The 18487-nt window shown below is 64.2% G+C and carries 20 protein-coding genes; 13 read left to right on the plus strand and 7 right to left on the minus strand.

Translation table 11 applies throughout. The features are described 5' to 3' along the window. Positions 1 to 95: 95 nt before the first annotated feature. The 3 genes from PP4_RS04535 to PP4_RS04545 all read left to right on the plus strand — a co-directional run bounded on the left by PP4_RS04535 (position 96) and on the right by PP4_RS04545 (position 2988). Positions 96 to 986 (plus strand): LysR family transcriptional regulator ArgP, encoded by an 891-nt coding sequence (locus PP4_RS04535; protein WP_016498086.1) that lies wholly within the window; start codon positions 96 to 98, stop codon positions 984 to 986. Between the two features lie 49 nt (positions 987 to 1035). Next, positions 1036 to 2031: an NAD-dependent epimerase/dehydratase family protein gene (locus PP4_RS04540; protein ID WP_016498087.1), complete on the plus strand. Its 996-nt coding sequence runs from the start codon at positions 1036 to 1038 to the stop codon at positions 2029 to 2031. An 87-nt stretch (positions 2032 to 2118) separates the two neighbouring features. Continuing rightward, positions 2119 to 2988: a hypothetical protein gene (locus tag PP4_RS04545; protein WP_016498088.1), complete on the plus strand. Its 870-nt coding sequence runs from the start codon at positions 2119 to 2121 to the stop codon at positions 2986 to 2988. A 130-nt stretch (positions 2989 to 3118) separates the two neighbouring features. Here the strand turns inward: PP4_RS04545 and PP4_RS04550 are convergent, their stop codons facing one another. After that, entirely contained in the window at positions 3119 to 4168 is a 1050-nt protein-coding gene (locus PP4_RS04550; RefSeq protein ID WP_016498089.1) for an alkene reductase, read from the minus strand. Between the two features lie 17 nt (positions 4169 to 4185). Further along, positions 4186 to 4488, minus strand: coding sequence for an ArsR/SmtB family transcription factor (locus PP4_RS04555; RefSeq protein WP_016498090.1), 303 nt, complete (start codon positions 4486 to 4488; stop codon positions 4186 to 4188). A gap of 150 nt (positions 4489 to 4638) precedes the next feature. Here PP4_RS04555 and PP4_RS04560 point away from each other — a divergent pair, with 150 nt between their 5' ends. Continuing rightward, on the plus strand, positions 4639 to 5220 hold the full coding sequence (locus PP4_RS04560; RefSeq protein WP_016498091.1) for an acyl carrier protein phosphodiesterase: 582 nt from the start codon (positions 4639 to 4641) through the stop codon (positions 5218 to 5220). A 132-nt stretch (positions 5221 to 5352) separates the two neighbouring features. Here PP4_RS04560 and PP4_RS04565 read toward each other — a convergent pair whose 3' ends face one another. Then, positions 5353 to 6141 carry a lysophospholipid acyltransferase family protein gene (locus PP4_RS04565; protein ID WP_016498092.1) on the minus strand — a complete coding sequence of 263 codons (789 nt, stop codon included), beginning with the start codon at positions 6139 to 6141 and terminating at the stop codon, positions 5353 to 5355. Next, positions 6141 to 6896, minus strand: coding sequence for an L-ornithine N(alpha)-acyltransferase (gene olsB, locus PP4_RS04570; protein WP_016498093.1), 756 nt, complete (start codon positions 6894 to 6896; stop codon positions 6141 to 6143). Before olsB ends, PP4_RS04565 begins: the two co-directional genes overlap by 1 nt. A 157-nt stretch (positions 6897 to 7053) precedes the next feature. Here olsB and PP4_RS04575 point away from each other — a divergent pair, with 157 nt between their 5' ends. The 6 genes from PP4_RS04575 to PP4_RS04600 all read left to right on the plus strand — a co-directional run bounded on the left by PP4_RS04575 (position 7054) and on the right by PP4_RS04600 (position 11919). Continuing rightward, positions 7054 to 7941: an acyl-CoA dehydrogenase family protein gene (locus tag PP4_RS04575; RefSeq protein ID WP_016498094.1), complete on the plus strand. Its 888-nt coding sequence runs from the start codon at positions 7054 to 7056 to the stop codon at positions 7939 to 7941. 188 nt (positions 7942 to 8129) lie between these two features. Then, complete coding sequence (locus tag PP4_RS04580) at positions 8130 to 9212, plus strand: serine hydrolase domain-containing protein (RefSeq protein WP_016498095.1); 1083 nt, start codon at positions 8130 to 8132, stop codon at positions 9210 to 9212. Continuing rightward, on the plus strand, positions 9209 to 9511 hold the full coding sequence (locus PP4_RS04585) for a hypothetical protein (RefSeq protein ID WP_016498096.1): 303 nt from the start codon (positions 9209 to 9211) through the stop codon (positions 9509 to 9511). Before PP4_RS04580 ends, PP4_RS04585 begins: the two co-directional genes overlap by 4 nt. 44 nt (positions 9512 to 9555) lie before the next feature. Next, the gene (locus PP4_RS04590; RefSeq protein ID WP_016498097.1) at positions 9556 to 10137 is read left to right on the plus strand and encodes a YceI family protein; all 582 of its coding nucleotides are present in this window, start codon (positions 9556 to 9558) and stop codon (positions 10135 to 10137) included. 1 nt (position 10138) lies between these two features. Continuing rightward, a complete protein-coding gene (locus tag PP4_RS04595) occupies positions 10139 to 11296 on the plus strand; it encodes a phospholipase D-like domain-containing protein (protein ID WP_016498098.1) in 1158 nt (385 codons plus the stop codon). A gap of 44 nt (positions 11297 to 11340) precedes the next feature. Beyond that, positions 11341 to 11919, plus strand: a complete 579-nt coding sequence (locus tag PP4_RS04600) for a DJ-1/PfpI family protein (RefSeq protein WP_016498099.1) — start codon at positions 11341 to 11343, stop codon at positions 11917 to 11919. A 126-nt stretch (positions 11920 to 12045) separates the two neighbouring features. Here PP4_RS04600 and PP4_RS04605 read toward each other — a convergent pair whose 3' ends face one another. Then, positions 12046 to 12444, minus strand: coding sequence for a nuclear transport factor 2 family protein (locus PP4_RS04605; protein ID WP_016498100.1), 399 nt, complete (start codon positions 12442 to 12444; stop codon positions 12046 to 12048). A 115-nt stretch (positions 12445 to 12559) separates the two neighbouring features. Between PP4_RS04605 and PP4_RS04610 the strand changes: the two genes are divergently transcribed. Then, positions 12560 to 13150: a GNAT family N-acetyltransferase gene (locus tag PP4_RS04610; protein WP_016498101.1), complete on the plus strand. Its 591-nt coding sequence runs from the start codon at positions 12560 to 12562 to the stop codon at positions 13148 to 13150. Then, positions 13147 to 14019 (plus strand): carbon-nitrogen hydrolase family protein, encoded by an 873-nt coding sequence (locus PP4_RS04615; protein WP_016498102.1) that lies wholly within the window; start codon positions 13147 to 13149, stop codon positions 14017 to 14019. The genes PP4_RS04610 and PP4_RS04615 overlap by 4 nt, the downstream gene beginning before the upstream one ends. Positions 14020 to 14062: 43 nt before the next feature. On the opposite strand, the gene PP4_RS04620 is transcribed toward PP4_RS04615, so the two are convergent. Beyond that, complete coding sequence (locus tag PP4_RS04620) at positions 14063 to 15586, minus strand: fumarate hydratase (RefSeq protein WP_016498103.1); 1524 nt, start codon at positions 15584 to 15586, stop codon at positions 14063 to 14065. A 320-nt stretch (positions 15587 to 15906) separates the two neighbouring features. Between PP4_RS04620 and PP4_RS04625 the strand changes: the two genes are divergently transcribed. Further along, positions 15907 to 16827: an iron-sulfur-binding ferredoxin reductase gene (locus PP4_RS04625; RefSeq protein WP_016498104.1), complete on the plus strand. Its 921-nt coding sequence runs from the start codon at positions 15907 to 15909 to the stop codon at positions 16825 to 16827. Between the two features lie 35 nt (positions 16828 to 16862). On the opposite strand, the gene pyk is transcribed toward PP4_RS04625, so the two are convergent. Continuing rightward, positions 16863 to 18317: a pyruvate kinase gene (pyk, locus tag PP4_RS04630; protein ID WP_016498105.1), complete on the minus strand. Its 1455-nt coding sequence runs from the start codon at positions 18315 to 18317 to the stop codon at positions 16863 to 16865. Positions 18318 to 18487 lie beyond the last annotated feature (170 nt).

Below are 18487 nucleotides of genomic sequence, written 5' to 3' on the forward strand. Positions count from 1 at the left end.
TGCCCTCCATAAAGGAAACTAAAGATGCTGGCCATTGTGGTGGTTGGCGCTGTATAAGAAAAACAAATAAAGCTGATCAGGCATTAGGGAAATCGATGTTCGACTACAAGTTGCTCGCCGCCTTGGCGGCGGTGATCGAACAGGGTGGTTTCGAGCGTGCCGCGCAAGTGCTCGGCTTGTCGCAGTCGGCCATTTCCCAGCGCATCAAGCTGCTTGAAGCGCGGGTCGGGCAACCGGTGCTGGTGCGTGCCACGCCGCCCAGTCCGACCGAAGTCGGCCGCCAGTTGCTCAACCATGTGCAGCAGGTGCGCCTGCTTGAACGTGACTTGCAGCGCCAGGTGCCGGCGCTGGACGAAGAGGGCATGCCGGAGCGCCTGCGCATCGCCCTGAACGCCGATAGCCTGGCTACCTGGTGGGCCGGTGCGGTGGGCAACTTCTGTGCGCAGCAGAACGTGCTGACCGACCTGGTGGTAGAAGACCAGGAAGTGGGCCTGAAACGCATGCGTGCCGGCGAGGTGGCGGCCTGCCTGTGTGGCAGTGAACGCCCGGTTGCCGGGGCGCGCAGCCTGCTGCTGGGGGCCATGCGCTACCGGGCGTTGGCCAGCCCCGGCTTCATGGCGCGGCATTTCCCCCAGGGTTTTGTCGCCAGCCGCCTGGCCCGGACCCCCGCTATCGTGTACGGCCCGGATGATTTCCTGCAGCATCGTTACCTGGCATCACTGGGCATCGAGGACGGTTTCCTGCACCACCTGTGCCCGTCGTCCGAAGGCTTCCTGCGCATGACCGAGGCCGGGCTGGGCTGGGGGCTGGTGCCCGAACTGCAGGCTCGGGAGCAACTGGCCAGCGGGCAGTTGGTGGAAATCTGCAGCGATACCCCCATCGACGTGCCGCTGTACTGGCATCATTGGCGCAATGGCGGGCAATTGCTCGCGCAACTGACCGACCACCTGCGGCACACCGCGCAGCAATGGCTGGTGCCCTTGTAGCCACGGCTGGCGTCAGTTGCATCTGAAATCTGGCAAGACGGAGTCTTATATGCGAATTCTGGTCACCGGCGCGAGTGGCTTCATTGGCGGGCGCTTTGCGCGCTTCGCCCTGGAGCAGGGCCTGGACGTGCGGGTCAGCGGCCGCCGCGCCGAAGGGGTCGAGCACCTGGTCAAGCGCGGCGCCCAGTTCATCCCAGGCGACCTGGGTGATCCCGAGCTGGCCCGCCGCCTGTGCCAGGGCATGGAGGCTGTGGTGCACTGTGCCGGCGCGGTGGGCAACTGGGGGCGCTACCAGGACTTCTACCAGGGCAATGTGGTCGTCACCGAAAACGTGGTCGAGGGCTGTCTGAAGGAACATGTGCGGCGCCTGGTGCACCTGTCGTCGCCGTCGATCTACTTCAATGGCCGCTCGCGCCTGGACATCCGTGAAGACCAGGTGCCGCGTCGTTTTCACGACCACTATGGGCAAACCAAGCACCTGGCGGAGCAAAAAGTGTTTGGGGCCCAGGAGTTCGGCCTTGAAGTGCTGGCGCTGCGCCCGCGCTTCGTCACCGGTGCCGGCGATGCCAGCATCTTCCCGCGGCTGATGCAGATGCAGCGCAAAGGCCGCGTGGCGATCATCGGCAACGGCCTGAACAAAGTCGACTTCACCAGCGTGCACAACCTCAACGAGGCGCTGCTCAGCGCCTTGTTCGCCGATGACCGTGCGCTGGGCCAGGCCTACAACATCAGCAACGGCCAGCCGCTGCCGCTGTGGGACGTGGTCAACTACGTGATGCGCCAGATGCAGCTGCCGCAGGTTACCCGCTACCGTTCCTATGGCCTGGCCTACAGCCTGGCCGCGGTGAACGAGGCGGCCTGCATGTTATGGCCGGGGCGCCCGCAACCCACCCTGTCGCGCTTGGGGATGCAGGTGATGAGCCGTGATTTCACCCTGGATATCAGCCGTGCGCGGCAGTACCTGGACTACCAGCCCAAGGTCAGCCTGTGGACGGCGCTGGATGAATTCTGCGGTTGGTGGAAGCATTTGCCGCCAGGGCAGTAAAGCCGCTGGCGTGACAATGGTCATCAACACGCCGCGCTTGCGGTTTATACTCGTGCCTCTTTGCGACTACCGCGGTTGAATGTATCCATGCGTAACCATGCTCACGATGACTACGATGACGTGCCTACCTTGCGGGCGGGCACCGTTGATGATGACGAACTGATGCCGGCGCACGTGGTGCGCAGCCGCCAGAAAGCCGCCCGCGGGGCCAGCACGGCGCCGTTGTGGGCGCTGCTCGGCGCTTCGTTCATCGCGTTGGCGGGCCTGGGCTGGTGGAGCTTCCAGCAGATCTCGCTGATGGAGCAGCAGCTGGTGGCGACCCAGGAGAGCTTTGCCCGCATCAGTGAAGAAGCCGCCGGGCGTTTGCAGGCGATCAGTGGCAAGGTGGAGGCCAGCGAATCCGGCGTTACCAGCAGCAGCGAGGCGCTGAAGCTGCAGTTGCGCCAGTTGCAGAAGGGGGTGGCCGGTCAGACAGGTGACTTGGGTAAACGCCTGGAGCAAGTGCTGGCCGATACCCGTGAACAGCAGAAGGCTGTGACCGAGCTGCAAAGCCAGCTGCAGGCGCAGCTGAAGCTGGTGAACGGCGAGCTGGCCGCGTTGCGTTCGGGTCAGGTTGATGGCGGCAAGCTGGATGCCCAGTTCAAAGGCCTGAACGAGCAGGTTGCCGCGCTGAAGGCCGCGCAGGTTGATGGCGGCAAGCTGGACGGGCAGCTCAAGAGCCTGGGCAGCGAAGTGGCGGCACTGAAGAAGCAGGGCAACCCGAGCGCGGCAATCCAGGGCCTGGAACAGGATATTTTGGTGCTGAAGAGCCAGATCGACAACCGCCCGGCTGCGGCAGCGTCCGGTGGTGCGTCGGTGCAGGAGTTCGATGCCTTCCGGGCGCAGATGACCCGCAACCTGAATACCTTGCAGAGCCAGGTTCAGAATCTGCAACAGCAGATCAACGCTCGGCCGTGACGCTCCAAGGGAGGGCGTTGCCCTCCTATCGCGACACAAGGCCGCTCCCACAATGTACGGTGTACGCCGATCCATTATGGGAGCGGCCTTGCGTCGCGATAGGGCCGCAAAGCGGCCCCGGCAACCGTGATTACAACCGCGGATAATCGATATACCCCACCGGCCCCTTGCCATAGAAAGTCTCTGGCCGCGCCTCGTTCAACGGCGCATCCGCCGCCAGCCGCGCCGGCAGGTCGGGGTTGGCGATGAACGGCACGCCAAACGCCACTGCATCGGCCTTGCCACTGGCCAGGGCCGCATTGGCGCTGGCTTTGTCAAACCGCTCGTTGACGATGTACAAGCCGCCGAACGCTTCTTTGATCAATGGGCCGATGCTGTCATCGGCTTCCCGCTCCCGCGAGCAGATAAACGCAATGCCCCGCTTGCCCAGCTCGCGAGCCACGTAGCTGAAGGTTTCGGCGCGGTCGGCATCACCCATGTCGTGAGCATCGGCACGGGGCGCCAGGTGCACGCCTACGCGGTTCGCGCCCCACACTTCGATGGCCGCATCGGTCACCTCCAACAGCAGGCGTGCACGGTTTTCCAGCGACCCGCCATAGCGGTCGGTACGCTGGTTGGTGCTGCTTTGCAGGAACTGGTCGAGCAGGTAACCGTTGGCGCCGTGAATCTCTACACCATCGAAACCGGCAGCCTTGGCGTTCTCGGCACCGCTGCGGTAGGCCTCGACGATGTCGTTGATTTCCTCGGTTTCCAGCGCGCGCGGGGTGGGATAGTCACTTAGCGGGCGCACCAGGCTTACATGGCCCTTGGGCTGGATCGCGCTGGGGGCAACCGGCAGTTCGCCGTTCAGGTAGCTGGGGTGGGAGATACGGCCAACGTGCCACAGCTGCAGGAAGATGCGCCCGCCAGCGGCATGCACGGCCTTGGTGACGTTGTTCCAGCCACGCACCTGCTCATCGTTCCAGATGCCGGGGGTATCCGGGTAGCCGACGCCCATGGCACTGACCGAAGTCGCCTCGCTGAGGATCAGCCCGGCGCTGGCGCGCTGCACATAGTATTCGGCCATCAGCGCATTGGGCACGCGGCCTTCGTCGGCCCGGCAGCGGGTGAGCGGGGCCATGATGATGCGGTTGGGCAGTTGCAGGTCGCCCAGGGTGATCGGATCGAAAAGCGTGGTCATAGCGGTTACCTGCCTTGTCAAAGTGCTTGGCGCAGTTGTTCGAGGAACGCCTCGATGGTGGCTTCGTTGCGTTTGAAGAAGTGCCATTGGCCAATCTTCTGGCTGCTGATCAGCCCGGCGCGCTGCAAGGTGGCCAGGTGGGCGGAGACGGTCGACTGCGACAAGCCGCAGCGTTGGTCGATCTGCCCGGCACACACACCGTTTTCGGTGCTGTGGTACTGGTCGGGGAACTGCGTTGCCGGGTCTTTCAGCCAGCTGAGGATTTCTCGCCTGACCGGGTGGGCCAGCGCTTTTATGATTTCGTCGAGATCAAGAGGCATGGGTTGAGGCTCGTTGTAGCGGTATATCGCGATAGGGCGAAATGTAAATCGCCCGATCCCGATATACAAATACGAAGAGGTTCTGAGCTGAGTACGAATCGCTATATCGCGTTATAACGATATGTTGGTGAGCGGTGCTAGACTGCGCCCATGAACTACCTCGCACACCTGCACCTGGGCGGCCCGGCACCGCAACAACTGCTTGGCAGCCTGTATGGCGACTTCGTCAAGGGCTCGCTGGAAGGTCGCTTCCCGCCTGCGCTGGAGGCGGCTATCCGGCTGCACCGGCATATCGACAGCTACACCGATCAGCATCCATTGGTGCTGGCAGCCCTGGCGCGCTTTCCGCGTGAGCGGCGGCGCTTTGCCGGCATCGTCCTGGATGTATTCTTCGACCATTGCCTGGTGCGGGATTGGGGCAACTACGCCGAGCAGCCCCTTGAGCAGTTTACTGGCGCGTTTTATCGGGTGCTGCTGGCGGAGCCAGAGCTGCCGGGGCGGCTGGCGCGGATTGCACCGTTCATGGCAGCGGATGACTGGCTAGGGGCGTATGGCGATTTTGCCACGCTGGAGCATGTGTTCAACGGCATTGCCCGGCGTTTGTCGCGACCTGAGGGCATGGCCGGGGTGATGGTGGAGCTGGAGCGGCTGTATGAGCCGCTGCTGGCGGATTTTCGCGAGTTCTACCCGCAGTTGCAGGCCTTTGCAGCGGCGCGCATGCCTGACAGCTGATTTTATTCGCCTGTTCCGGCCCTATCGCCGGCAAGCCAGCTCCCACAGGTTGAGCAACAGCTTCAAGACCTGTGGAGTACCTGTGGGAGCTGGCTTGCCGGCGATAGGGCCAGTACTGACAGCACAAAAAAATCAGGCAGCCCGCGCCTGCCGCCTTGGCACTGCTTCAACTTCTTCTACCCCGAACAACGCCAGGTGAATTGCCTGCTGCGCCTGCAACGCCAGCACCGCACGTTCCTTGCCCACGCTGCCAATCGGTTGCAGCAGCTCAATGCACACCTCGCCCCGCGGCTGGGCAAACAGGCGCATCAGGTGCGACACCAGGTCATCATCGCCAATGAACGGCGCAATCGGGTCGATCTGGCCATCACGCAAATACTGGATAGCCACCGGCTGCACGGCCACGCCGCGGTCGATGGCACCTGCCAGCAGGCGGCCATGGAAGGTGCGCAGGCTGCGACCGCTGGTAGTGGTGCCTTCGGGGAAGATCAGCAGCGGCCGGGCCAGCCCCAGTTGCCCGGCGATCTGTTCGCGCAGGCGCTGGCTGTCACCCCCGCCACGGCGAATGAACAGCGTGCCGGCTTTTTCCGCCAGCCAACCCGCCACCGGCCAATGACGCACCTCGGCCTTGGACAGGAATGACAGCGGCAGCAGCATGCCGAGCAGGGGGATATCGGTCCACGAGACATGATTGCTGACCCACAGCATCGGCCGCTGCGGCAACTCACCCACCACCCGCACATCGAAGGGCAGGGCGGCGACCAGGCGTTTCATGAACAGGCAGGTCCAGCGCTGGCGGCGTTCGATGGGGGCCTTGAAGCCCAGGCGTTCACCGAGGGCGACAAGGCTGGCCATCAACATGCCCAGCAACAGTACCAGCAGCAGTCTGCTCAGGCGGGCTACTACCCGCAGCTTCGGCATCACACCGCTGCCTTGAAGTGGCGGGCGTAGCGCGGGCACAGGTCATCGCGCTTGAGCAGGATGAACACGTCGGCCACCTGGAAGTCCTCGTCCCAGCACGGTTCGCCGCAAATCTTCGCGCCCAGGCGCATGTAGGCCTTGAGCAGCGGTGGCATTTCGGCGATGACGTTACCCGGCAGGGCCAGGCTTGGCAGCGGCTTCTTCGGTTCGGCACGCAGGTGCTCGTTGCACAGGTAGCGGTCACGCAGGCGCTGCATCACGGCATGGGCCTGTATGCCGCCGTCCTGCATGGGGATGCTGGCGCAGCCCATCAGGTAGCTGTAGCGGCCCTCGTTGAGCACCTCGGCCAGTTCACCCCAGAGCACGGCGATGGTGCCGCCGTTGCGGTAGTCGGGGGCTACGCAGGTACGGCCCAGCTCCAGGATCGGGCCCTGCAGCTGCAACAGGCCGTGCAGGCGGAATTCTTCCTCGCTGTAGAAGCGGCCCAGGCTGCTGGCGGCCTGGTGGTCGAGCAGACGGGTGGTGGCCACCAGCTCGCCGGTGCTCAGGTCACGCACACCAATATGGCGGCAGTGCACGTCGTAGTCGTCCATGTCCAGGCCCTGCTCGGCACCCTTGAGCTTGGCCTTGAATTCTGCGCTGAACACTTTGAAACGCAGGGCCTGGGCCTCTTGCAGCGCCGCGGCGCCAACCAGGCGTTCGGCTTGCAGACGGCGTTCAGTGCTGTTGTCGCCAGAGTGAGCGATCCGAGTCATTACGAGTCTCCATAAGCCAGCCATGAGGGTTGCGGCCGGTCGGCTTTGTTGTGCAAAGTCAGCCTAGGTAGGCGCGGTGTCACCCCTGTGAATCTTTGGTGATGCTTGCGTGACACCCCCGAACCTTGACCAGAAAGCCCCAGCAAGGAGCCGTCCGATGGCCTGGTTGCAACGATTGAACGACCCGCTTCGCCACGCGCCGGCGGACACTCTGGGTGAAACCTATGCCGCGCTGCTCGAGCGCCTCGGCCCGGTTGCCCCCTTCGAACTGGCGGCACTGGGCGGGCGCGCGATGGCCACGCCGGGCCTGGCTTTTCTGGTGGGTTACCAGGCCGCCTTGCGCGTGCTGTGGCCCAGTGCACCGGCCAGCCTCGGCGCCCTGTGCGCCACCGAGCGGCGCAGCGTAAGGCCGGCGGACATGCATACGCGCCTGGACGGTTTGCGGCTGAGCGGCAGCAAGGACTTTGTCACAGCCGGGCTGGAGGCGGAGTGGCTGCTGGTGGCGGCGCGCAGCGAAACCGCAGGCGCGGCGCCACAATTGAACCTGGCGGTGGTTTACCCCGGGGAACCTGGCGTGACGCTGGAGCCATTGCCGACCCTGCCGCTGATGCCGGAGGTGGGCCACGGGCGCTTGCTGCTGGAGCAGGCAACGTGCGAGTTGCTGGCCGGTGACGGCTGGGATGCCTATGTGAAGCCGTTCCGCTCGCTGGAGGATTTGTATGTGCTCACGGCGCTGACGGCCTGGCTGTATGGCGTGGGGCAGGAAAGCGCCTGGCCACAGGATTTACGGCTGCAGCTGCTTGGGCTGCTGGCAGGGTGTGCGGAGGGTAGTCGGCAGTGTGCCGATAGCGTGAGTTGCCATTTGTTGCTGGGCGGGTTGTTTGCGCAGTTCCAGGCATTGCGGGGGGCGATCGATGCGGCCCTGGCGGCAGGGCCGGTGCATTGGGCACAAATCTGGCAGCGTGACCAAGGGGTGATGACACTGGCCGCAGCGGCGAGAGAGAAGCGGCTGAACAAGGCTTGGGCTGCTGCGGGATTGTCATGAAGGCCTGATAGGTTTTTGTGAACCGATGATCCCGGGGGCCGCCTTGCGGCCCATCGCCGGCAAGCCAGCTCCCACATGGATCGCACAATGCCCAAGGTGTGTGCAGTACCTGCGGGATTGTCATGAAGGCGAGCTGGCTTGCCGGCGATGGGCTGCGCCGCAGCCCCAAAATTTCGAGCTGAAACACAATGCTGAAAGGTCTGCTACTGGTTCTTTGCCTGGCCCTGGCAACCGCCGAAGCCGAGGACTGGCCTGACCCTGCCTGGCAGAACGACCCTGCCACCTTCGACTGGCAAGCCGTCGACGCCTACGCCTTCCCCCCTCGCACTGCCCCCGACCGCAGCGGCATCCGCACCGACGCGCTGCTGATCATCCGCGACGGCCGTATCCTCCACGAGCGCTACACCGCCCCCACCACTGCCGCCACCGCGCATCTGACCTGGTCGGTAAGCAAGAGCGTACTCGCCACGCTGATGGGCGTGGCCCAAGGCGAAGGACGCTTCCAGCTGGAAGATCCGGTCACCCGTTTCTACCCCGCCATGCGCGGTCATCCGGGCATACGCATGGCCGATCTGCTGCACTGGGCCAGTGGCCTGGACTGGCAGGAAGACTACGAATACGCCCCGCTCAAGTCCTCGGTGGTGGCCATGCTGTATACCCGCGGCCGCGAGGACATGGCGGCCTATACGGCGGCGCGGGGCGCGTCGGCCAGCCCCGGTCAGCGATTCCTCTACTCCAGTGGCGACAGCAACCTGCTGGCCGCCGCGCTGCGCGGCATGCTGGATGCCGGGCAATATCCCGATTACCCTTGGCACGCGCTGTTCACCCCGCTGGGTATCGACAGCGCAGTGTGGGAGCGTGACCGGGCGGGCACCTACGTGGGCTCTTCCTATCTGTACCTCAGCGCCCGCGACCTGGCGCGTATCGGCTTGCTGATGCAGCGCGACGGCCGTTGGCAAGGCCGGCAACTGCTGCCCAAGGCCTGGGTGGCCTTCAACCGCACAGCGTTTGACCATGCCGAACCTGTGCCGGGTGAGGCCACCCCTGGCGGCCACTGGTGGCTCAACCAGCCGCTTGCCGGCGCCGCGCGGCCTTGGCCAAGTGCGCCCGAAGACACCTACGCCGCCCTTGGCCACTGGGGCCAGGCGCTGTACGTGCTGCCCGCGCAAAAGCTGGTGGTCGTGCGCTATGCCGATGACCGCGACGGCAGTTACCAGCACGACGAACTGCTCAAGCGGGTACTGGCGGCCATGGCCCGGGAGGGCACATGAAACGGGCCTTGTTGCTGCTACTGGTGCTGCTGGGCCTGTTGTTGTGGGCCTGGCAGGAGCGTCAGGCACTGGCGGATTTCCCCGGCATCCTCTCGGCCTACTCGGCCAAGGAATACTGCTCGTGCCGCTTCGTCATGGGCTTCGAGCAGGCCTACTGCCAAGGTTATGTAAAGCAGTGGCTGCCGCTGAGCCTGCTGGAGGAAAACAGCCAGCAGCGGCTAGTCACTGCCGAGGGGCTTGGGCGGCGCAACCAGGCTGCCTGGCAGGGCCTGCGCGAGGGTTGCCGCTTGCTGCCATGAAGGCGGGCGGGTAAGGTTGGCGGCTTGGTTTCACGAGATTTGTCATGTTCAAACTGCCCCGTCTACTGCCCGCTTTGTTGCTGGCTTTGTGCCTGCCCGCCCACGCCAATTGGCACCTCGATGGCGAATCTTCGCGCCTGTCGTTCATTACCGGCAAGAACGGTGACACCGCCGAAGTGCACCGCTTTCTGGTGCTGCACGGTACGGTCGACCGCAAAGGCGTGGCAGGGCTGAGCATCGAGATGGACTCTGTCAGCAGTGGCATCCCGCTGCGTGACGAGCAAATGCGCGACAACCTGTTCGAGGTCGGGCGCTTCGCCGAGGCCACGGTAAAGGCGCAGATCGATCTGCGGCCGATTAATGACCTGGCCGATGGTGCACAGATCGAGTTGCGCTTGCCGCTGACGGTCACGTTGCATGGCCAGTCGCACAGCTACAACGCCTTGCTTTTGGCCACTCGCCTGGATGCGCGGCGGTTCCAGGTTGTGACCCTGGAACCGCTGCTGCTGCGCGCCGAGGATTTCGGTTTGCTGCCGGGGCTGGAAAGCCTGCGCAAGTTTGCCGGGCTCAAGTCCATCAACCCGTCGGTGCCGGTTAGCGCGGTGCTGATTTTCACCGCCCGCTGACATGCCGGGGCCGGTCTTCCCCTGGCGGGATGGCAACCAGTTCGAACTGCTGATCGACGGCCCCGAGTTCTTTCCGCGCATGCTGGAGGCAATCGTGGGTGCCGAGTTTCAGGTTGACCTGGAGCTGTACCTGGTCGAGGCCGGCGCCTGTGCCGAGGCCGTGGTCGAAGTGCTGGAGCAGGCCGCCCGGCGTGGTGTGCGGGTGCGTTGCCTGTTCGATGACTATGGCTCGCTGGCCTTCAACAGCGCCCTGCGCCAGCGCCTGCTGGAAGCCGGTGTGTACCTGCGCTGGTACAACCGCCTGCGCTGGAAGCGTGGCCTGCGCAACCTGTACCGCGACCACCGCAAGCTTTTGCTGGTGGACGAACGCTGGGCGGTGGTGGGCGGCACGGGCGTAACCGACGAGTTCTGGAAGCCGGGCGACGCGACCAGCGAATGGCATGAGGTGATGGTGCAGATTCAAGGGCCGGTGGTAACCGACTGGCAACTGCTGTTCGACCGCCAGTGGTCCGCCAACAATCGCCGCACCGCCTGGCGCCCTGCCGAAGGCTTCGGCCTGCCGCGCCTGCCCAAGTTGCCTGCCCACGGGCAGGGCATGGGCCGGGTGGCCTATGCCGACGCCCGTCAGCACCAGGACATCCTGCATTCGCTGGTGCGGGCGCTGAACAGTGGCAAGCAACGGGTATGGCTGGCCACGCCGTACTTCCTGCCGACCTGGAGCGTGCGCCGTTCTTTGCGCCGTGCCGCCAGCAAGGGGCTTGATGTGCGCCTGTTGCTGACCGGCCCACGCACCGACCACCCGTCGGTCCGCTACGCAGGGCACCGCTATTACCCACGCCTGCTGCGCGCCGGGGTGCGGATTTTCGAATACCAACCGTGCTTCCTGCACCTGAAGATGGCCGTGGTAGACGACTGGGTCAGCGTCGGGTCGTGCAACTTCGACCACTGGAACCTGCGCTTCAACCTTGAGGCCAACATCGAGGCGCTGGACCCGCCGTTGACAGCGGCGGTGGTGGCCAGCTTCGAGCGCGACTTTGCCTTGAGCCAGGAAGTCGACCTCGACCACTGGCATGCCCGCCCCCTCTGGCGCAGGGTGAAGCAGCGGATCTGGGGCTGGATCGACCGACTGGTGGTCAACGTGCTCGACCGCCGTGACTGACAGCGGCTATCGTGCATTGACGGTTAACCGAAGGAGTGGGTGCGATGACGGCGAAGAAGATTCTGATGCTGGTGGGCGACTACGTCGAGGATTACGAAGCGATGGTGCCGTTCCAGGCCTTGAGTATGGTGGGCCATACCGTGCATGCGGTGTGCCCGGAGAAATTGGCGGGGCAGACAGTGCGCACTGCCATCCATGATTTTGAGGGTGAGCAGACCTACAGCGAAAAGCCGGGGCACAACTTTGCCCTGAATTACGACTTCGTGCGGGTGCGGCCCGAGAGTTACGACGCGCTGCTGATCCCGGGTGGCCGTGCGCCGGAGTACCTGCGCCTGGATGAAAAAGTGCTGGAGCTGGTGCGGGCGTTCGACCAGGCCGGCAAGCCGATTGCGGCGGTGTGCCATGGTGCCCAGCTGTTGGCGGCGGCGGGTGTGCTGGAGGGGCGCGAATGCAGCGCGTACCCCGCGTGTGCGCCGGAAGTGCGTCTGGCGGGCGGCACGTTCATCGACATCGCGGTGGACCAGGCCCATGTGGATGGCAACCTGGTGACTGCACCGGCCTGGCCGGCGCACCCGGCATGGCTGGCGGCATTTCTGAAGGTGCTGGGCACCCGCATCGTCTGACCGGGCCCCTTCGCAGCACAAGGCTGCTCCTACAGGGACCCCACAACACTCAGGTCTTGTGCTGGCCCTGTAGGAGCAGCCTTGTGCTGCGAAGGGGCCGGTACACGCAATGCAGCTCTCTCAGGCTTAGGCTACCTGCTCAACCCAGTCATTGAGGTTGTAGTAGTTGGTCACCCGGGCAATCTTGCCGCAGTGGATATAGAAAAACGCCCCCGCCGGCAGCACATAGGTCTGCCCGTTGGCTGCCGGCAACCCTTGGTCATCCGCCAGGTACTCGCCATGCACGGTGAACTCCGCCGCCGCGCGGCTGCCGTCGGCATTCTGCATCACCACGATATCGGCCAGGCGTTCGCGGTAGCAGCGGTTCATCTTGTCCATGAACGCGGCAAACCGGGCCTTGCCCATTTGCCGCTCGCCCTGGTTGATGTCGTGGATCACGTCCTCGCTCAGCAGGGCGAGAAAGCCCGGCATGTCGCCGGCGTTGAACGCGGCGTAGTAAGCATTCACCAGTTCGGTAGCGGTCATGGAACAGTACCTGTCGTGTAGGGAAAAGGCGGGTCGCTGCCTCGGATGATAGGGTTTCCCTTCAAGCCCGGCTTAGCCGAGCGCGTCATCCACATCGACAAAACGACCGCCACGCATGGAAATACGCCTGTTGCACGGCGCCGCTATCGCGCCATACATCGATGACCTCGCTCGCCTGCGCCTTAGCGTGTTTCGCGAGTTTCCCTACCTGTACGACGGCACCCCGGAGTACGAGGCTGACTACCTGGCCGCCTATGCGCGCTCCGGGCGTAGCCTGGTGGTGCTGGCGCTGGACGACGGCAAGGTGGTGGGCGCTTCCACCGGCCTGCCGCTTGTGGATGTCGCCCCTGAGTTCCAGCAGCCGTTCCTGGCCCAGGGCCGCGACCCGGCCAGCGTGTATTACTTCGGTGAGTCGCTGGTGCTGCCGGAGTACCGTGGCCAGGGCCTGGGCGTGCGCTTCTTCATCGAACGCGAGTCCTATGCGCACAAACTGGCCGAGTTCGATTACTGCGCGTTCTGCGCGGTGGAGCGGCCAGGTGTGCACCCGCGACGGCCGGCAGACTACAAACCTTTGCACGGTTTCTGGCGCAACCGCGGCTTCCTGCATGACCCGTCATTGCGTACCACCTACGCCTGGCGCGACCTGGATGAACAGGAAAGCTCCGACAAGCTGATGTCGTTCTGGCTGAAGGAACTGCCGATATGATCCGCCTGGCGGCCTGTCAGTACGCCATCGAACTGCATGAAACCTGGGACGCCTACGCCGACCACCTGCAGGGCCTGTGCGCCGAGGCCGTGGAGGCGGGCGCACGCTTGCTGCTGCTACCGGAATACGCCGGTCTGGTATTGAGCGGCCAACTGAGTGCCGAGCAGCGGGGTGACCTGAAGGCTTCGATTGCCGGCATCCAGCCGTTGATCGAGCCGTGGAGGGCGCTGTGCGAGAGCCTTGCCCGGCGTTGGGGAATCTACCTGCAACCGGGCAGCGTGCCGTTGCTGGACAGCGATGGGCGGTACCGCAACCGTGCCTGGCTGTTCGGCCCCAAGGGTGTGCTGGGTTACCAGGACAAGCTGATGATGACCCGGTTCGAGCGAGAGCAGTGGGACATCGCGGCGGGCCAGGGGCTACAGGTGTTCGACACCGAGTTGGGGCGCCTGGGGATTTTGATCTGTTATGACAATGAATTCCCCATGCTGGCCAGGGGCCTGGCCGAGGCGGGTGCCGACCTGATCCTGGCGCCCAGCTGTACCGATACCGAGGCGGGTTACCACCGGGTACGCATCGGCGCCCAGGCGCGGGCACTGGAGAACCAGATTGCCGTATTGCAGAGCCCTACGGTGGGGCATGCGCCATGGTCGCCTGCGTTGGACGAGAATATCGGGCGGGCAGGGTTGTTCGTTCCGCCGGATCACGGGATGCCGGGGGATGGAGTGGTGGCGTTGAGCGAGGCACTGAGCCCGGCGTGCAGCCAGTGGCTGGTGTGTGAGGTGGACCTGGAGGAAGTGCGGCGTGTGAGGCGGGAAGGGCAGGTGTTTACCCGCAGGGACTGGCCGGAGCAGTTTGACAGAGTCTTGTGAAAACAGTGGCGCCCGCAAAGCAGGCGCCACTGTTACATCAGGTTTACTTCACTTCGACTGCCAGGCTCTCGGCAATCTTGCTCTGCCACAGGGCAGGGCCAGTGATGTGTACCGATTCACCGTTGCTGTCTACGGCAACGGTAACCGGCATGTCCTTGACGTCGAACTCGTAGATCGCTTCCATGCCCAGTTCGGCGAAGGCCAGGACCTTCGACTTGCGTATGGCCTGGGCCACCAGGTAGGCAGCGCCACCAACGGCCATCAGGTACACGGCCTTGTTGTCCTTGATCGCTTCGATGGCGGTCGGGCCACGCTCGGACTTGCCGATCATCCCCAGCAGGCCGGTCTGCTCAAGGATCTGGCGGGTGAACTTGTCCATGCGGGTAGCGGTGGTCGGGCCGGCAGGGCCTACCACTTCGTCACCGACCGGGTCGACCGGGCCTACGTAGTAGATGAAGCGGCCTTTCAGGTCCACCGGCAGCTCTTCGCCACGGTTGAGCATTTCGACCATGCGCTTGTGCGCGGCATCGCGGCCGGTCAGCATCTTGCCGTTGAGCAGGATGGTTTCGCCCGGTTTCCAGCTGGCGACTTCTTCCGGGGTGATGTCGTCGAGGTTGACGCGGCGGGCACTTGGGCCGGCTTCCCAGACGATTTCCGGGTAGGCGTCCAGCGACGGCGCTTCCAGTTCGGCCGGGCCGGAGCCATCGAGCACGAAGTGGGCGTGACGGGTGGCGGCGCAGTTGGGGATCATGCACACCGGCAGCGATGCGGCGTGGGTCGGGTAGTCCATGATCTTGACGTCGAGCACGGTGGTCAGGCCACCCAGGCCCTGGGCACCGATGCCCAGCTGGTTGACCTTCTCGAACAGCTCCAGGCGGATTTCTTCCAGACGGTTCTGCGGGCCACGGGCTTTCAGCTCGTGGATGTCGATGGACTCCATCAACACTTCCTTGGCCATGACGGCGGCCTTCTCGGCGGTACCGCCGATGCCGATGCCGAGCATGCCAGGCGGGCACCAGCCAGCGCCCATGGTCGGAACGGTCTTCAGCACCCAGTCGACGATCGAGTCGGACGGGTTGAGCATGGCCATCTTCGACTTGTTCTCCGAGCCGCCGCCTTTGGCTGCGACATCGACCTCGACCTTGTCGCCAGGGACGATGGAGTAGTGGATCACTGCCGGGGTGTTGTCCTTGGTGTTCTTGCGGGCACCGGCCGGGTCGGCCAGGATCGATGCACGCAGCACGTTTTCAGGCAGGTTGTAGGCGCGACGCACACCTTCGTTGATCATGTCGTCGACGCTCAGGGTGGCGCCGTCCCAGCGTACGTCCATGCCCACGCGCACGAACACGGTGACGATACCGGTGTCCTGGCAGATCGGGCGGTGGCCGGTGGCGCACATGCGCGAGTTGATCAGGATCTGGGCGATGGAGTCACGCGCAGCAGGCGACTCTTCACGCAGATAGGCCTCGTGCATGGCCTGGATGAAATCGACGGGGTGGTAGTACGAAATGAATTGCAGGGCGTCGGCGACGCTCTGAATCAGGTCGTCTTGCTTGATCACGGTCATGCAGCGCGCTCCTCTTAAAGACGGGAACATTCATAAAGACGCTCGACGGTGCCGACCAGCATGTCGAAACGCCTTGCAAGGCGCCGGCAGGTCAGGCCGGCGGAAAAAGGCGCGGCAGTATAGCGCGCATCTGTGCCGGGCACACCTTCGGCCGGTCTGGACCATGGTCGGCCGCGGGCAGGCACTGTTCTTGCTGTCTGGCTGAAGAGATAGGATGCTTGACGGGGGCTCGCTTGCACTGATCTGTGGGAGCTGGCTTGCCGGCGATTGGGCCGCAAAGCGGCCCCGGCAAGATAAAGAGCCAGGAGAGATAGCTGACAATGCCCGAAATTTGCGTGGGCGAGCGCCGCTGGGCGGTGCCGACCGGCAGCAACCTGCTCGATGCCTTGAACGAGGCCGGGTTGAATGTACCCTACAGTTGCCGCGCCGGTAGCTGCCATGCCTGCCTGGTGCATTGCCTGGACGGGCTGCCAGCGGACGCCTTGCCCGAGGCGTTGGCGCTGGAGAAACACGCCCAGGGCTGGCGACTGGCTTGCCAGTGCCGGGTAGTGGGTGACCTGCGTGTGGCGGTGTTCGACCCGCAGCAGGATGGCATCCCCGCACAGGTTTGCGCACTGGACTGGTTCGGTGACGTGCTGCGCCTGCGCCTGCGCCCAGAGCGCGCAGTGCGATATCAGGCGGGCCAGCATGTGGTGTTGTGGAGCGGGGCGGTAGCGCGGCCCTATTCCCTGGCAAGCCTGCCGGGTGAAGACGACTTCCTTGAATTTCATATCGACTGCGAGCGGCCCGGTGCTTTTTGCAGCAAGGCCCGCGGGTTCAAGGTTGGCGACTCGATGCGCTTGGGGGAGCTCAGGGGCGGAGCGTTGCATTACGACCCGGACTGGCAAGGACGACCGCTCTGGTTGCTGGCTGCGGGTACTGGGCTTGCGCCTTTGTGGGGCATTTTGCGCGAGGCGATGCGGCAGGGGCATCAGGGGGAAATCAAGGTGATGCATGTGGCGCATGGCCACGTTCAGCATTACCTGGCTGAGCCGTTGCAGGCGATTGAAGGCGTGAGTGTCGAGCTGGTGCTGGCGGAGCAGTTGGATGAAGCGCTTGCGGCATTGCGGCCGACATCACGGCAGACGGTTGCACTGGTATGTGGCTCGCCAGCGAGCGTGGAACAGTTTGCACGGCGGCTGTTTATTGCAGGGGTGCCCAGGAACCAGGTGTTTGCCGATGTGTTTGTCGAGCATGCTTGAACAAGAAGGGGCCGCAAAGCGGCCCCCGGGGTAGATCAGCCGACCAGCGGATCACCGACATGCAGGATCTTCATGCCGTTGGTGCCACCGATGGTGTGGTAGCTGTCACCTTTGGTCAGGATCACCCAGTCACCCTGTTCCACCAGGCCACGCTTGAGCAGTTCGTCGACTGCCGCCTGGCTTACCTTGTCGGCCGGCAGCGAGGCCGGGTCGAAGGCGATCGGGTAGACGCCGCGGAACATCGAGACGCGAGCCTGGGTGGCGCGGTGCGGCGACAGGGCGAAGATCGGCACGTGCGAACGCAGGCGCGACATGATCAGCGGGGTGTAGCCGCTTTCGGTCAGGGCGATGATCGCCTTCACGCCCGGGAAGTGGTTGGCCGTGTACATGGCCGCCAGGGCGATGCTTTCGTCGCAACGCTCGAAGGTGGTGTGCAGGCGGTGGCTGGACTTCTGGTTGGTCGGGTGCTTTTCGGCACCTTGGCAAATCCGCGCCATGGCCTGTACGGCTTCGATCGGGTAGGAACCGGCAGCACTTTCGGCCGACAGCATCACCGCATCGGTGTTGTCCAGCACGGCGTTGGCCACGTCGGACACTTCAGCGCGGGTCGGCATCGGGTTCTGGATCATCGACTCCATCATCTGGGTCGCCACGATCACCGCCTTGTTGTTGCGGCGGGCGTGCTGGATGATCTTTTTCTGGATACCGATCAGCTCGGCGTCGCCGATTTCCACACCCAAATCGCCGCGGGCAACCATCACCGCGTCGGAGGCGGCGATCAGCTTGTCGAGGGTCTCGTCGTCGGCAACCGCTTCGGCGCGTTCGATCTTGGCCACCAGCCAGGCGCTGCCGCCGGCCTCGTCACGCAGCTTGCGTGCGTATTCCATGTCGCTGGCGTCACGCGGGAAGGAAACGGCCAGGTAGTCCAGGTCCATTTCCGCAGCCAGTTTGATGTCGGCCTTGTCTTTTTCGGTCAGGGCCGGCGCGGTCAGGCCGCCACCTTTACGGTTGATGCCTTTGTGGTCCGACAGCGGGCCACCGATGATCACCACGCAGTGCAGGGCGTCTGCAGTGGCGGTTTCGACGCGCATGACCACACGGCCATCGTCGAGCAGCAGTTCGTCACCGACGCCGCAGTCCTTGACCAGGTCGGGATAGTCGATACCGACGATGTCCTGGTTGCCTTCGGTCAACGGGTGGGCGGTGGAGAAGGTGAACTTGTCACCGATCTTCAATTCGATGCGCTTGTTGGCGAACTTGGCGATGCGGATCTTCGGACCCTGCAGGTCACCCAGCAGCGCGACATGGCGGCCGTTCTTGGCGGCGATGTCACGGATCAGGCGGGCGCGGGCCTTGTGCTCGTCCGGAGTGCCGTGGGAGAAGTTCAGGCGTGCCACGTCCAGGCCGGCAAGGATCAGTTGCTCGATCACTTCCGGCGAGTTGCTGGCGGGGCCAAGGGTGGCGACGATTTTGGTACGGCGGATGGTCATGCACAGACTCCTATAGTGAAGCGCAGCGAAAGGCTACTCCTGAATCTCGCTGTAGTCATTGTTCCGTTGCACTACCTGCGACCAAGGCAGGGTGGCATTTGAACGGTCGGGGTATCCTTGCAAAAGCCTGTGAAGATTTGTTGGCGTTGGCCGATACACAGGCATCAAAG

Source organism: Pseudomonas putida NBRC 14164 (assembly GCF_000412675.1).
Taxonomy (GTDB): Bacteria; Pseudomonadota; Gammaproteobacteria; order Pseudomonadales; family Pseudomonadaceae; genus Aquipseudomonas; species Aquipseudomonas putida.